Genomic DNA, 13538 nt, shown 5'->3' on the forward strand with positions numbered 1-13538 from the left:
GGTCACTCGTCGGGCACCAGCGTCAGCAGGGTCGCTTCGGGGCGACAGGCAGTGCGGATCGGGAAGTACGGCGAGGTGCCGAGGCCGGCCGAGACGTGCAGCCACGTCGTCCCCGGGTCGCCCGGTCGCGAGTCGGCCGGATGGCGATGCAGCCCCCTGGCCCGGGCCGGCTCCAGGTCGCAGTTGGTGACGAGGGCGCCGTACAGCGGCAGGGCGATCTGCCCGCCGTGGGTGTGGCCTGCGAAGACCGCGTCGTACCCGTCCGCGGCGAACTGGTCCAGCACCCGCAGGTACGGCGCATGGGCGAGCGCGGCGCGCACGTCGGCGTCGGCGTCGGCCGGCCCGGCGATCGCGTCCAGGTCGTCGTACTCCAGGTGTGGGTCGTCCACACCGGCCCAGGCGAAGGTCAGGTCGCGCACCGTCGTCGACGTACGACGGTTGGTGAGGTCGGTCCAGCCGGCCGCGCTGAAGGCGTCGCACATCTCCCGCCACGGCAGCTTCGTGGTGTGGGTGACCCGTCGGCCGTCGTCGGGCAGCAGGTAGCGCAGGGGGTTGCGCAGGAGCGGCGTGAAGTAGTCGTTCGAGCCGAGCACGAAGACACCCGGCACGTCGAGCAGGGGCCCGAGCGCATCGAGCAGTGCCGGGAGAGCGTCGAGGTGGGAGAGGTTGTCGCCGGTGTTCACCACGAGATCGGGCTCGAGATCGGCGAGTGAGCGCAGCCACTCGCGCTTGCGCGACTGTCCGGCGGTCAGGTGCAGGTCGCTGAGGTGCAGCACCCGCAGCGGCTGCACACCGGACGGCAGCACCGGGAGCTCGACGGACCGGAGGGTGAACGCGCGCGCCTCCCAGACGGCGTACGCCGTGACCCCGGCGCCGAGGGCGACGCCGGCACCGAGCGTGCGGGCGAGGAGACGTCCGGGGGTCACCCGGCAAGGCTGCCACACGGGCTGCACAATGACCCCATGAGCGAGCTCAAGGACCGGCTGCGCAACGACCTCACCACCGCGATCAAGGCGCGGGACCAGATGCGATCCTCGACCCTGCGGATGGTCCTGTCAGCGATCACGAACGCCGAGGTCGCCGGCAAGGAGGCCCGCGAGCTCAGCGACGACGACGTGATCGGTGTGCTGTCGACCGAGTCGAAGAAGCGGCGCGAGGCCGCCACCGCCTTCTCGGACGCCGGTCGCGGCGAGCTCGCAGACAAGGAGACCGCGGAGGCGGCCGTGATCGCCGAGTACCTGCCCGAGCAGCTCGACGCCGCCGCAATCGCCGAGCTCGTCACGGCAGCCATCGAGCAGACGGATGCCGCCGACGAGGGTGCGCGGGCCATGGGCAAGGTGATGGGCGTGGTCCAGCCCCAGGTGCGCGGGCGCGCCGACGGGGCCGCCGTCGCGGCCGAGGTCAGGCGCCAGCTCGAGCCGTGAGCGCGCACCGACGTCACGGTCGGTACGGCGGACGGTCGCTACCAGGCGACCCAGGCGTCTGAGAGCACGCCGTTGAACCAGTCGTACCCGGACTTGGGGTCGTCCTCCGACTTGGCGCCCAGTCCGAGGTTCGAGGTGTTCGAGATCGACCCCAGCCCGCCGGCGATCGCCTTGGTGTGGACCGGGAGAGAGTCGACCTGGATGGTGATGCTGGTCGAGGTCTTCGAGCAGGTGACCGTGTGGGGGACGCCGTCGGCCAGCTGCACGCTCTTCATCACCGCGGCCAGGACCTTGGTGCCGTTGCTGCGGAAGGAGTTGAACACGCAGCGTGCCTCTGCCTTGCCGCTGGAGTTCACGATCTCGATCTTGTAGTCGCCGGCCTTGTTGGTCACCAGCCCCTTCCGCAGTACGTCGTACGTCTCACCGGTGGCCGGCGGCTGGGTCATGGTCAGGGTGATGCCGTAGAAGAAGTCCGCCGACCCCGGGTTGAGGCTGGCCGAGTCCGGCACGATCACGCGCGAGTCGATGCCGTTGAAGGTGTAGCCCGTGCCGTTGCCGACCACGTCGTAGTTGGTGCCGTCGTTGCCGTTGCCGGTGACGTCGTGGGCCGTGCTGCTGCCGATCTCGTCGAACGTCCAGTGTGCCTTGTAGGCCGGGGACGTCGGATCCGTCGGGGGCGGCGGGGGAGGAGGAGTGGCATCCGGCACCGAGCTGACCCAAGCATCGGAGATCACGCCCTTGAACCAGTCGTACCCGGATGAGGAGTCCGGCTGGGCCTGGCGCCCAGTCCCAGGGCCGACGCGTTCGACACCGACCCCAGCCCGGCCGCGATGGCCTTGGTGGTGGCGGGGAGGGCGTCGATCTGGATGCTGATGCTGGTCGAGGTCTTGGTGCAGGTGATCGTGTGCACGCGCCCGTCGGCCAGGGACGTGCTGCCCAGCTGGGCCGAGTTCGACCGCTTCCCGCTTGGCAGGATCGAGTTGAACACGCAGCGTGCCTTGGCCTTGCCGCTGGAGCTCGTGATCTCGATCTTGTAGTTCCCCGCTTTGTCCCCGGCGAGCCCCTTGCTCAGCACCTCATAGGTCTCACGAGTGGCCGGTGCCTGGGTCATGGTCAGGGTGACGCCGTAGGAGAAGTCCCCGGACCCGGAGTTGAGGCTCGCGGCACTCGGCACGACCACCCGGGAGTCGACGCCGTTGAACGTGTAGCCGTCGCCGTCGCCGACCACGTTGGCGTTGGTGCCGTCGTTGCCGTTGCCCGTGGCGTCGTACGCCGTGCTGCTGCCGATCTCGTCGAGCGTCCAGTGTGCGCTGTAGGCCTGGGCGGCCCCGGCGTGTGGCACGGTCAGTGACACGAACGCCATGACGGCGATGAGCACGGTGAGTGAGCGAGCGAGCATCAAGACGTTCTCCGGTGCCGGCGTCAGCGGATGGTGGGTGCGGGGGTTATGACGCGGAGGCGACCCAGGCGTCGAAGAGCTCGCCATCGAACCAGTCGAACCCACTCTTCGCCGTCTTCTCCGCCTTGGCTCCCAGGGCCAGGTCGAGGGTGTTCGACACAGCTCCGAGCCCGCTGGCGACCGTCTTGGTCTTGGCGGCGTGGGAGTCGACCTGGACGGTGACGGCGTTCGAGGTCTTCGTGCACGTGATGACGTGCTGACGGCCGTCGGCCAGTGAGGTCGCGTCCAGCTGGGCCGCGTTCGCCCGCTGGCCGTTGGGCAGGACGGAGTTGAACACGCAGCGCGCCTTGGCCTTCCCGCCGGAGTTCATGATCTCGAGCTTGTAGTCGCCACCCTTGGATCCCGCGAGCCCCTTGCGCAGGATGTCGTAGGTCTCGCCCGTCGGCATCGGCGGCTCGGTCATGCTGATCGTGACGCCCCACGAGAAGTCACCGGACCCGGAGTTGAGGGTCGGGGAGTTCGGGACGATCACTCGCGAGCTGGAGCCGTTGAAGGTGTAGCCGTCGCCGTCGCCCTCCACGTTGAAGCTGGTGCCGTCGTTGCCGTTGCCCGAGGAGTCGACGGCCGTGTTGCCGCCGATCTCGTCGAGCGTCCAGTGTGCGCCGAAGCTCTGAGCTGCGTTGGCATGCGGCGCACTCAGTGCCACGGCAGCAGCCGCGCCAACGACGACAAGGCCAGAACGGACGAGCATGGAGGTCCCCCCAATCACCTCACGCACGCCCGGACGACGAGAGTTCAGCGGCTGGTTTCGGGGAGTGTAAGCCACGTCGTACGACGATTCGTCGATCGAGCGGATGAATCAGCAAGAACGATGAAATAGCCCAGTGACCCGTGGCCGGGATGCCCCTCGAGCCCCTGGTAGCCCTAATGTCCCCCGTGGTTGCCCCCGTGGTTGCCGCCGTGGTTGCCGCCGTGGTTTCCGCCGTGGTCGCCACCGTGATGCCTGGTGACCTTGGGCGTGCCGTCGGAGCGGTAGATCGTCACCGTCGTGCCGCTGGCGACCTGTGATCCTCCGCCCGGACTGGTGAAGGCCACCGTGTCCTGCGGATAGCCCGAGTCGGTGTAGCCACCGTCGGCGACGGCGAAGCCCGCCTGCTTGATCTGTTGGGCTGCCTGGTCGTAGGGCAGACCGCCCACGTCGGGGAGGGTGGTGAGCACGCCGTTGATGTCGTTGCCGTTGGGCGCGGTGAACGTCGCGTCGGGCAGCCACTGCTGGATCACCCGCATCGCGTCGTACCACATCGGGCCGGCGGTGGTGGATCCGTGTGCGGTCGCGGTGTACGCCCCGCCGAGCACCTGGCCGTTCAGCGTGACCCAGTGCCCCAGCCGGTTGGCGCCCGCGACCATCGCGGCGGTGGCGAGGTTCGGCGTGTATCCCATGTACCACACCGACATGTTGTTGTCGTTGGTCCCGGTCTTGGCCGCCGACTCCTGGTTGAGCTGGAGCGCCGCGCCGAAGCCGGTCGGGGACTGCACGCCGCGCAGCACGTCGTTCACCGCGTCGGCGACCGGCGCGGCGATCACCTGCTCGCACTGCTGCGGGTACGTCTTGAGCTCGTGGCCGTTGGAGTCGTCGATCGACGTCACCGGGCGGGGGTCGCAGTGCAGGCCCCGGGCCGCGAACGTCGCGTAGGCGTCGGCCAGCTCGAGCGGGCTGACGGAGGCGACGCCGAGAGTGAACGACGGCACCATCTCCCGGGCAGGGTCGTGGAGCGGGATGCCCATCTTCTGGGCGAGGTGGTACGGCTCGCACAGGCCGGTCTGCAGCTCCAGCTTGGCGAAGAAGGTGTTCACCGACTCCTGGGTGCCGGTGTACGCATCCATCGGGAAGCCGCCGATGGTCGAGCTGTGCACGTCCCAGGTGTCGGTACTCGCGAACGAGCGGCCGCCGCACACGCGGTACTCGCTCATCGGGATGTTCTCCTCCATCGGGGAGGGGATCTTCTGCGTGAGCGGGAATCCCTGCTGGATCGCGGACGCGAGCACGAACGCCTTGAACGTCGAACCCGGCTGGAAGCCGGCGGAGTCGCCGTACTTCTGCGGGACGGTGTAGTCCAGGAAGGTCTGGCCGGCGGCGGCGTCACGACCCATCGGGCGCGACTGCGCCAACGCCTTCACGTCTCCCGTGCCGGGCTCGATCATCGCGAGCGCGCCGATCGCCTGGTCCCTGGCGAAGACGTGGTGGCGCACGGAGTTGTCGGCCGCGCGCTGGAAGCGTGGGTCGATCGTGGTGTGGATCGTCAGGCCACCGGTGTAGAGCAGCTTGTGGCGTGCCGCGACCGTCTTGCCGAGGGCCGGATCATGCTCGAGGTAGCGGACCACGAAGTCGCAGAAGAACGGCGCGCTGGAGTTGATGCAGCCGTTGGGAGTTGCCACCGGGTGGAGGCCGAGCGGCTGCTTCTTGAGCTTGTCCGCCTTCTGCTGCGAGATCACGTGCAGCTGGGCCAGTCGGTCGAGCACGACGTTGCGCCGATCGAGGCCGCGGGTGGCGTTTCGCAGCGGGTCGTACCCGGTGGGGTTCTTCACCAGACCGGCGAGTGTCGCGCCCTGCAGCCAGGTCAGGTCCTTGGCGTTGGTGCCGAAGTAGTGGCGGGCGGCGGCCTGTACGCCGTAGGCACCGTCGCCGTAGTAGGCGATGTTGAGGTAGCGCTCGAGGATCCAGTCCTTGGAGTAGTTCTGCTCGAAGGCGATCGCGTAGCGCAGCTCGGTGAGCTTGCGGGCGTAGGTGTCGGCGGTGGCCGCCTTCCGCTCCTTGGCGGTCTTCGCCTGCGCGAGCAGGGTCATCTTGACCATCTGCTGGGTGATCGACGAGCCGCCCTGGACGGTGCCGCCGGAGGACTGGTTGGTGATCAGGGCGCGCACCGTGCCCTTCACGTCGAGGGCGCCGTGCTGGTAGAAGCGGTAGTCCTCGATCGCGACGATCGACTTGACCATCTTCCGCGAGATCTGGCGGAGCGGGACGTTGATGCGGTTCTCGTCGTACAGCGTGGCGATGGTCTGGCCGCTCGGGTCGACGATCTTCGTCTGTTGCGCCAGCGGCTGGGTGCGCAGCTGGGCGGGCAGCGACTCCACGGTGTGTGAGAGGGACTTGGAGGCCAGTCCGAGCACGCCCGCGAAGGGGATCGCCAGGCCGGCCACGACCACTCCCATGACCGCCGCGACGATGGCCATCACGCCCAGATGGGAGGCGACACGAGACGCGGGAAGCCGCTCCTCGGGGGGCAAGGTCATGTCGAAGAGACTACGTGACGGTCGGGAGACCTGTGCATTCTCGACCCCCACGGACTAGTCCAATGGGACTACGGGGATAGAACCGTACGAGTCTGTCCCCGAGTGACGCATGTTCTTTACCTTGGAGCCTCGACTGAGCATCCGTTCGGGCGGATGGCTTCATGGGGAAGCTTCAGTCAGCTGACGATCGTGGGGACGTCATTATGTGGAATCAAGATTGGGCTGCCCAGGCTGCGTGCCGGGGCCAGCAACCCGACAAGCTGTTCGTGCGAGGTGCAGAGCAGAACAAGGCGAAGCAGGTTTGCGGTGCGTGTCCTGTGCGTACCGAGTGCCTCGCGGAGGCTCTCGACAACCAGATCGAGTGGGGCGTCTGGGGCGGGATGACCGAGCGTGAGCGCCGAGCCCTGCTGCGTCGCCGTCCGAACGCATCATGGCGAGCCGTTCTCGAAACGGCTCGTGAGCAGCACGCCGGTGTGGTCGTCAGCGCCTGAGCCGCGCTGACGAAACCACCGACAACGTCGGGTCAACCGCGTCAGGTCGGCCGCTCCCCCGCTAAGAGCGCGCCGACCTGACGCAACCCCGCCAGGTCGTGCACGTCGCCCGCGAGGGCCGGCACCACCGCGGTCGGCACCTGTGGGTGAGCCGCCTCGAAGCGCTGACGTAACAGAGTCTCTCTCTCGACCATGCGCACGCGGTCCGCGTGCAGCCGCAGCAGACCCGCTGTGCGGGAGTCCGCGTCGTCCTTGCGCAACCGCTGGGCAGCCGCCATCGCCCCCTCGGCGGTCACGTCGCCGATCGGCTGCGGGCTCGCCCGGTTGACGACGAGGCCCGCCAGCGGCATCTCGTCCTCGCTCAGCCGCTCGACGAAGTACGCCGCCTCGCGAAGCGCATCGGGCTCCGGGGCCGCGACGACGAGGAACGCCGTTCCGTCGGCCTGCAGGAGCTCGAAGGTCTTCTGTGCGCGCTGGCGGAAGCCGCCGAAGAGGGTGTCGAACGCGGCGACGAACGTCTGCATGTCACGCAGGACCTGGGCGCCGAGGACCTTGGCGAGCGTGTTCGTCACGATGCCGAAGCCGGCGGTCATCATCCGGGCCGGCCCCTTCGCGGGCGCGAGGAGCAGCTTGATGAAGCGGCCGTCCAGGAAACTGGACAGCCGTTCGGGGGCGTCGAGGAAGTCGAGGGCCGAGCGGGACGGTGGCGTGTCGACCACGATCAGGTCGTAGGTGCCGTCGCGCTGGGCGTCGGCATGGATCTGCCCGAGCTTCTCCATCGCCATGTACTCCTGCGTGCCGGCGAAGGAGCTCGACAGCGCGACGTAGAACGGGTTGTCCAGGATCTGCCGCGCCTTCTCCGGGCTGGCCTGGCTCTCGACCACCTCGTCGAAGGTGCGCTTCATGTCCAGCATCATCGCGTCGAGGCTGCCACCTCGACCGGCACCGCCCCCCACGCCCGCGACCGGGCGCGGGGTGTTGTCCAGCACCTCGATCCCCATCGACTGGGCGAGCCGGCGGGCGGGGTCGATGGTGAGCACGACGACCTTGCGGCCGCGTTCGGCGGCACGCAGCGCCAGGGCCGCCGACGTGGTCGTCTTCCCCACGCCGCCGGAGCCGCAGCACACGATGATCCCGGTCCGCGGGTCGTCGAGGAGCCGGTCGACGTCCAGGGTCCGCCCCCCGGTCAGCGACTGCGGACCAACCCGGGAGCGTGTCCTGCTCCTGCGTGGGGTGGTCATGCGAGTCCCTGGTCGCGGAGCATCCCGGCCAGCTCATAGAGCGCGCCGAGGTCGACGCCACCGACGAGCAGGGGCAGCTCGTACGTCGGGACGTCGAGCGCATCGACCAGGGCGCGCTGGGCGTCCTCGAGCGCCCGGCGCTCGGCATGGTCGCGGGCCTCGGTGAGCAGGCCGGTGACCATCTCGGCCTTCCCGTCGAGACCCGAGCGGGTCAGGTCAGAGGCGATCTGACGCTTGGTGACCGCGCCCGCGCGGACCGCGGCGAGGTCGTCGTCGTCGAGGTCGCGCGGCCGCACCTGGTTGACCACGACCCCGCCCACCGGCAGGCCGTGCTCGCGCAGCTGGGCGATGCCGTCGGTGGTCTCCTGCACCGGCATCTCCTCGAGCACGGTGACCAGGTGCACGGCGGTGCGCCTGGAGTGGAAGAGCGTGGTCACGGAGTCGGCCTGGGTCTTGATCGGCCCCATCCGGGCCAACCCGGCGAGCTCGTGGTTGACCCCGAGGAACTGGGCGATGCGCCCGGTCGGCGGTGCGTCGAGCACGACGGCGTCGTAGGTGATGGCCTTCTTGTTGCGGGAGTTGCGCTTGGTCGCCTCGTACACCTTTCCGGTGAGCAGGACGTCGCGGACTCCCGGAGCGATCGTGGTCGCGAACTCCACGACACCGAAGCGGTCCAGGGCCCTGCCGGCGCGACCGAGCTTGTAGTACATCGAGAGGTACTCCAGCAGCGCGGACTCGGGGTCGATGTGCAAGGCGTGAACGACCCCACCTCGCTGACCGTCGGTCTCCGGAAGGCCCGTGGCGACGCGTCGCTCGGCGTACGGGAGCGGCTCGACGTCGAACATCCGGGCGATGCCCTGGCGGCCCTCGACCTCGCAGAGCAGGACGTTGGTGCCGGCAGCCGCCAGACCGAGCGCGAGCGAGGCGGCCACCGTGGACTTCCCGGTGCCGCCCTTCCCCGTGACGATGTGCAGGCGGACCTGCGGGAAGTCGCGGCTCGACACGGCAGCGAGCCTAAGGGGTGTTGCTTGGTGAAGGTTTTCCCAGTCTTCAGCGCGGGCGTCTCTGTGCGGCTACCGTCGTTTTCGGGGGAAGCACATGGACTGGACCAGATTGCCGGTTCCCGGTCGCGTCACGGCGTTGCAGCGGGGGCTGTGTGCCGGAGTGACGACCGAGGGCACCGTGTTCGTCTCGCACCTGCGCCTGCCGCACGCGAACCCGACGACGTACGACGACGTGCTCGTCGACTCCTTCGGCGTGCTCGGGGTCGCGCCCGGGCCGGAGCCCTGGCTCACCGGCCGCGGGGCCGACGGCCGGCTGCAGCTCTGGACGGCGCGTGACGACGACACGACGGTGGAGTCGAGCTCGCTCGACGGGATCGACGCGATGTGGGCCGCGCCCGCCACGGACGCGGGAACCGAGCTGTTGCTGAGCTGTCACCTGTCCGAGGGATCCTGGCGCCTCCGCACCTACGACCGGCAGAGCGCGATCGCGGGGGGCGCCCCGAAGGCGCGCGACCTGCCGCTCGCCGGCCCGCCCGACACCTCCTTCGTCCTCGGCTGCCCGGAGAAGGACCCGCTGGTCGTGGCCGGACGGCTCGGCGACTCGGGGGCCGCGACGGCGTGGGCGTTCAGCGGCGACTGGCGCCGCATCCACCTCTCCCGCGCACCCTCCGCGCTCACCTCGGTCGCCTACGCGTGGGGAGGCCGGCACACCTGGATCGGCGGCGTGGCGGACGGCAGCGCGGCCGTGTACGAGCTGCTTCCGCTCCCGTTCCGCGGACCGCTGCGCAGCTTCACCCTGCCGATGCCGCATCTGGAGCTCGTCCACATCCCCGACGGGGGTGGGCGGCCCCTGGTCCTGGTCGACGACACCACCGGCGACCAGCCCGTGTTCGTCGCCGCGACCGGACGGGGGAACCGTCTGTGCTGGCACGACGGCGCCGAGTGGAAGGCGTTCCCCGCGCCGGACGGTCCGCTGAGGGCAGCCTGCGCCTCGGGTGGTGCGGTGCACCTTCTGGTCGGCCAGACCCTGTGGTCGATCGAGGACCCGACAGCCGGCTGACGACCCGGCCGAGACGCCCTCCCGCACCGTGGCAGGATGCCCGCAGGAGGTGCGCGGATGGACAAGGTCGTGGCGAGCGCTGCCGAAGCGGTGGCCGATGTCGCCGACGGGTCGACCCTGGCGGTCGGTGGGTTCGGGCTCTGCGGAGTCCCGTCCGTGCTCATCGATGCGTTGCTCGACGCCGGCGTGAAGGAGCTCGAGGCGGTGTCGAACAACTGCGGTGTCGACGAGTGGGGCCTGGGCCGGCTGCTGATGGAGAAGCGGCTGCGGCGGATGATCTCGTCGTACGTCGGGGAGAACAAGGAGTTCGCCCGGCAGTACCTCTCCGGCGAGCTCGAGGTCGAGCTGACTCCCCAGGGCACCCTGGCCGAGCGGATGCGCGCCGGCGGCTCCGGCATCCCGGCGTTCTTCACCGCGACCGGGGGCGGCACCCAGGTCGCGGAGGGCGGCCTGCCCTGGCGGTACGACGCCGAGGGCAACGTCATCGTGAGCTCGCCGCCGAAGGAGACCCGCGACTTCGTGACCAATGGTGAGAGCCGCGAGTACGTCCTCGAGGAAGCGATCATCGCCGACTTCGGGTTGGTGCGCGCCTGGATGGGTGACCGGCACGGCAACCTCGTGTACCGCGAGTCCGCCCGGAACTTCAACCCGCTCGCGGCGATGTGCGGCCTGATGACCATCGCCGAGGTCGAGCATCTCGTCGAGCCGGGCGAGATCAAGCCCGAGGACGTCCACACGCCCGGTGTCTACGTGCAGCGGGTCGTCGCGCTGACCGAGGAGCAGGCGGCGGACAAGAAGATCGAGAAGCGTACGACGCGGCCGCGGCCGGAAGGGGCCTGACGTGGCCTGGACCCGTGAGCAGATGGCCGCGCGCGCGGCGTCGGAGCTGGTCGACGGCTCCTACGTCAACCTCGGCATCGGACTCCCGACCCTGGTGCCCAACTACGTCGCCGACGACGTGGAGCTGGTGCTCCAGAGCGAGAACGGCATCCTCGGCGTCGGTGCCTACCCGTACGAGGGCGACGAGGACCCCGACCTGATCAACGCCGGCAAGGAGACGGTCACGCTGCGCAAGGGCGCGTCGTTCTTCGACTCGGCCACGTCGTTCGGGATGATCCGCGGCGGCAAGATCGACGCCGCGATCCTCGGCGCGATGCAGGTCTCGCGCACCGGTGACATCGCGAACTGGATGATCCCCGGGAAGATGGTCAAGGGGATGGGCGGCGCGATGGACCTGGTCCACGGCGCCAAGCGGGTGATCGTGCTGATGGAGCACGTCGCCAAGGACGGCTCGAAGAAGATCCTGAACGAGTGCGCACTGCCCTACACCGGCCGTGGTGTCGTGCAGCGGATCATCACCGACCTGTGCGTCCTCGACGTCACTCCCGAGGGTCTGCGGCTGGTCGAGCTGGCACCCGACGTCACGCTCGACGAGGTGCGCGAGAAGACCGAGCCCGAGATCCTCACATGATCGGCGCAACCCGGATCCGGCCCGGCTCGGCCGTACGCGGAGCCGGGGTCGCGCTCGCGTGTCTGTCGCCACGGCTCCCGGGCCGCGCCCGCGCGGTGCTCGCGTCGTACGTCGGCGGCTGGCCGCTGAACCGGCCGGGCCTGCAGGTCTTCGTCGTCGTTCCCGACGAGGACGCCGAGCCCTGGCAGCGCGCGGTCGTCCCGCTGGCCACGTCCGGCGCGTCGTGGACGGCGCTGATGCTCGTCGCCACCTCCGCCGTACGTCGCAGCGCGCTGCCGGCGCCGGTCGCCGCCGTACTGCTCGGGGGCGTGGTCGCGGTCGGGGACTCGTTCCTCGCCGACCTCGGCGAGCGGATGAAGGCCAAGGCCACCGGCGCTGCGGTCGCCCGCGACGCGGCGGGGTCGGAGGACGCCGGCGTCACCGCATAAGCGGTGAAACCGACACGCGCCCATCCACCGAGCCGCTCGCTCCGAATCCGCTGTGGCGCGCCTCACAACGGGGCACGCCCATCAAGGAGGGCTCTGATGAGCGACACCACCAGAAGGAAGCTCCTCGCCGCCACGGGGGCGGGCGTGGCCGCAGGCACTGTAGGACTGACCATGGGTCCCGCCCAGTCGGGCGAGGCCCGGCGTTCCACGTCGAGCGCGCGGGAGTCGGTCGTGGCGTACATCCACGACCACCGTTCCAGCGAGGTCCGGCTCATGGTCGGGGAGCGCGAGATCGTGGTGCACGACCGCGACCTGGCGACCCGGATCCTGAACGCGGCGGGAGGTCGATGACATGTCCTCGCACCGTGAAGCACCCGAGATGGCCAAGGATCCGGTAGCCGACAGCACCGACGTCTACGCCTTCGTCAGCCCCGACCGTGCCAATACGGTCACGCTGATCGCCAACTACATCCCGTTCCAGGCTCCGGACGGCGGCCCGAACTTCAACGAGTTCGGCGACGACGTGGCCTACGACATCAACATCTCCAACAAGGGCAAGGGCGAGGCGGACATCGTCTACCGCTTCCACTTCACCACCAGGGTGCGTGACGCCAAGACCTTCCTCTACAACACCGGCCCGATCTCGAACATCCACGACACCACGTGGAACCGGCCGCAGTTCTACTCCCTGACCCGGATCAAGAACGGCAAGCGCAAGGTGCTCGCGGAGCACCTGCCCTGCCCGCCGGTCAACATCGGCCCGCGCAGCACGCCGAACTACCACCACCTGGCGGCCCAGGCCGTGCACAAGGTCGGCCGCCGCCGGGTCTTCGCCGGGCAGCGGGCCGATGCGTTCCACGTCGACCTCGGCAGTGTCTTCGACCTCGGAGCGCTGCGGCCCTTCCAGCATCTGCACCTGATCCCGATGGCCGACACCGCCGGGCGCAACTCGCTGCAGGGCTTCAACGTGCACTCGCTCGTGCTCCAAGTGCCGATCTCGGAGGTCAGCCGTGGCGGCGACCTGCCCCACAAGCCGGAGCAGGCGAGGTCCGTGATCGGGGTGTGGTCCTCGGCGAGCCGCAGGAAGTCCCGGATGTTCGACAAGCAGAAGGGCGCGTACGTCGGGCACGGTCCCTGGGAGCAGGTCTCCCGGCTCGGCAACCCGCTCTTCAACGAGGTGATCACCCCGATGGCGCACAAGGACGCGTGGAACGCGCGGGCGCCGAAGGGCGACGCGTTGTTCGCGAAGTACGTCAACCACCCGGAGCTGGCCCGGCTGCTGCCGGTGCTCTACCCGGGCGTCTTCCCGCACCTCGCGGCGTACCACAAGACGCGGGCGGACCTGAACGCCATCCTGCTGACCGGCATCCCGAACGGGATCGTGCCCGGGTTCCAGAACTTCACCGGGACCGTCGAGTCGGACATGCTCCGGCTGAACCTCGCGATCCCACCGACGCACAGCCCCAACAGCATGGGTCTGCTCGGCGGCGACGCGGCCGGCTTCCCGAACGGACGGCGCGTCGGCGACGACGTCGTGGCGATCGAGCTGCGGGCGGTGGCCGGGGTGACCATCCCGCTCGTCGACCCGTCGTTCACACCCGACGGCGCGGCGGGACTGCTCACGGACGGGACGACGGACACCAACGGCGGGACCACGGCGACGTTCCCGTTCCTGGGCGACCCGGGCGGTGGGTACCAGACGCAGCCCGGTACGTCGGCAGTGTCATGA

At 69.5% G+C, this 13538-nt stretch carries 15 protein-coding genes; 8 read left to right on the forward strand and 7 right to left on the reverse strand.

The window, feature by feature from the left end; all coding sequences use genetic code 11:
• Positions 1 to 2: 2 nt before the first annotated feature.
• Positions 3 to 926 (reverse strand): metallophosphoesterase, encoded by a 924-nt coding sequence (locus VGJ24_RS12995; RefSeq protein WP_331501050.1) that lies wholly within the window; start codon positions 924 to 926, stop codon positions 3 to 5.
• A gap of 36 nt (positions 927 to 962) precedes the next feature.
• On the opposite strand from VGJ24_RS12995, the gene VGJ24_RS13000 reads away from it, so the two are divergent.
• On the forward strand, positions 963 to 1424 hold the full coding sequence (locus tag VGJ24_RS13000) for a GatB/YqeY domain-containing protein (protein ID WP_331501051.1): 462 nt from the start codon (positions 963 to 965) through the stop codon (positions 1422 to 1424).
• 38 nt (positions 1425 to 1462) lie between these two features.
• Here the strand turns inward: VGJ24_RS13000 and VGJ24_RS13005 are convergent, their stop codons facing one another.
• From VGJ24_RS13005 to VGJ24_RS13020, 4 genes are all read right to left on the reverse strand, one after another.
• A complete protein-coding gene (locus VGJ24_RS13005) occupies positions 1463 to 2158 on the reverse strand; it encodes a hypothetical protein (RefSeq protein ID WP_331501052.1) in 696 nt (231 codons plus the stop codon).
• Positions 2155 to 2823, reverse strand: a complete 669-nt coding sequence (locus VGJ24_RS13010; protein ID WP_331501053.1) for a hypothetical protein — start codon at positions 2821 to 2823, stop codon at positions 2155 to 2157. Before VGJ24_RS13010 ends, VGJ24_RS13005 begins: the two co-directional genes overlap by 4 nt.
• Before the next feature lie 46 nt (positions 2824 to 2869).
• A complete protein-coding gene (locus VGJ24_RS13015) occupies positions 2870 to 3529 on the reverse strand; it encodes a hypothetical protein (protein ID WP_331501054.1) in 660 nt (219 codons plus the stop codon).
• Between the two features lie 218 nt (positions 3530 to 3747).
• Entirely contained in the window at positions 3748 to 6114 is a 2367-nt protein-coding gene (locus VGJ24_RS13020; protein ID WP_331501055.1) for a transglycosylase domain-containing protein, read from the reverse strand.
• A gap of 200 nt (positions 6115 to 6314) precedes the next feature.
• On the opposite strand from VGJ24_RS13020, the gene VGJ24_RS13025 reads away from it, so the two are divergent.
• On the forward strand, positions 6315 to 6605 hold the full coding sequence (locus VGJ24_RS13025) for a WhiB family transcriptional regulator (RefSeq protein WP_331501099.1): 291 nt from the start codon (positions 6315 to 6317) through the stop codon (positions 6603 to 6605).
• 41 nt (positions 6606 to 6646) lie between these two features.
• Here the strand turns inward: VGJ24_RS13025 and VGJ24_RS13030 are convergent, their stop codons facing one another.
• Both VGJ24_RS13030 and VGJ24_RS13035 read right to left on the reverse strand, forming a co-directional pair.
• The gene (locus tag VGJ24_RS13030; protein ID WP_331501056.1) at positions 6647 to 7846 is read right to left on the reverse strand and encodes an ArsA family ATPase; all 1200 of its coding nucleotides are present in this window, start codon (positions 7844 to 7846) and stop codon (positions 6647 to 6649) included.
• Complete coding sequence (locus VGJ24_RS13035; RefSeq protein WP_331501057.1) at positions 7843 to 8850, reverse strand: ArsA-related P-loop ATPase; 1008 nt, start codon at positions 8848 to 8850, stop codon at positions 7843 to 7845. Before VGJ24_RS13035 ends, VGJ24_RS13030 begins: the two co-directional genes overlap by 4 nt.
• 94 nt (positions 8851 to 8944) lie before the next feature.
• On the opposite strand from VGJ24_RS13035, the gene VGJ24_RS13040 reads away from it, so the two are divergent.
• The 6 genes from VGJ24_RS13040 (at position 8945) to VGJ24_RS13065 (ending at position 13538) form a co-directional block, all read left to right on the forward strand.
• Positions 8945 to 9910, forward strand: a complete 966-nt coding sequence (locus VGJ24_RS13040) for a hypothetical protein (RefSeq protein WP_331501058.1) — start codon at positions 8945 to 8947, stop codon at positions 9908 to 9910.
• Between the two features lie 57 nt (positions 9911 to 9967).
• Positions 9968 to 10750, forward strand: a complete 783-nt coding sequence (locus tag VGJ24_RS13045) for a CoA transferase subunit A (protein ID WP_331501100.1) — start codon at positions 9968 to 9970, stop codon at positions 10748 to 10750.
• A gap of 1 nt (position 10751) precedes the next feature.
• Complete coding sequence (locus VGJ24_RS13050) at positions 10752 to 11381, forward strand: CoA transferase subunit B (RefSeq protein WP_331501059.1); 630 nt, start codon at positions 10752 to 10754, stop codon at positions 11379 to 11381.
• The gene (locus VGJ24_RS13055) at positions 11378 to 11809 is read left to right on the forward strand and encodes a hypothetical protein (protein ID WP_331501060.1); all 432 of its coding nucleotides are present in this window, start codon (positions 11378 to 11380) and stop codon (positions 11807 to 11809) included. Before VGJ24_RS13050 ends, VGJ24_RS13055 begins: the two co-directional genes overlap by 4 nt.
• 96 nt (positions 11810 to 11905) lie before the next feature.
• Positions 11906 to 12160 carry a twin-arginine translocation signal domain-containing protein gene (locus tag VGJ24_RS13060; RefSeq protein ID WP_331501061.1) on the forward strand — a complete coding sequence of 85 codons (255 nt, stop codon included), beginning with the start codon at positions 11906 to 11908 and terminating at the stop codon, positions 12158 to 12160.
• Between the two features lies 1 nt (position 12161).
• Positions 12162 to 13538 carry a DUF4331 domain-containing protein gene (locus VGJ24_RS13065; protein WP_331501062.1) on the forward strand — a complete coding sequence of 459 codons (1377 nt, stop codon included), beginning with the start codon at positions 12162 to 12164 and terminating at the stop codon, positions 13536 to 13538.

Origin of the sequence: Nocardioides sp. (genome assembly GCF_036493135.1) — a bacterium.
In the GTDB taxonomy this organism is placed as follows: Bacteria; Actinomycetota; Actinomycetes; order Propionibacteriales; family Nocardioidaceae; genus Nocardioides.

Coding starts and splice junctions, on each gene's coding strand:
- VGJ24_RS13060 (WP_331501061.1), top strand. CDS start 11,906: ATGAGCGACACCACCAGAAGGAAGCTCCTCGCCGCCACGGGGGCGGGC.
- VGJ24_RS13030 (WP_331501056.1), bottom strand. CDS start 7,846: ATGACCACCCCACGCAGGAGCAGGACACGCTCCCGGGTTGGTCCGCAG.
- VGJ24_RS13000 (WP_331501051.1), top strand. CDS start 963: ATGAGCGAGCTCAAGGACCGGCTGCGCAACGACCTCACCACCGCGATC.
- VGJ24_RS13010 (WP_331501053.1), bottom strand. CDS start 2,823: ATGCTCGCTCGCTCACTCACCGTGCTCATCGCCGTCATGGCGTTCGTG.
- VGJ24_RS13045 (WP_331501100.1), top strand. CDS start 9,968: ATGGACAAGGTCGTGGCGAGCGCTGCCGAAGCGGTGGCCGATGTCGCC.
- VGJ24_RS13020 (WP_331501055.1), bottom strand. CDS start 6,114: ATGACCTTGCCCCCCGAGGAGCGGCTTCCCGCGTCTCGTGTCGCCTCC.
- VGJ24_RS13065 (WP_331501062.1), top strand. CDS start 12,162: ATGTCCTCGCACCGTGAAGCACCCGAGATGGCCAAGGATCCGGTAGCC.
- VGJ24_RS13040 (WP_331501058.1), top strand. CDS start 8,945: ATGGACTGGACCAGATTGCCGGTTCCCGGTCGCGTCACGGCGTTGCAG.
- VGJ24_RS13055 (WP_331501060.1), top strand. CDS start 11,378: ATGATCGGCGCAACCCGGATCCGGCCCGGCTCGGCCGTACGCGGAGCC.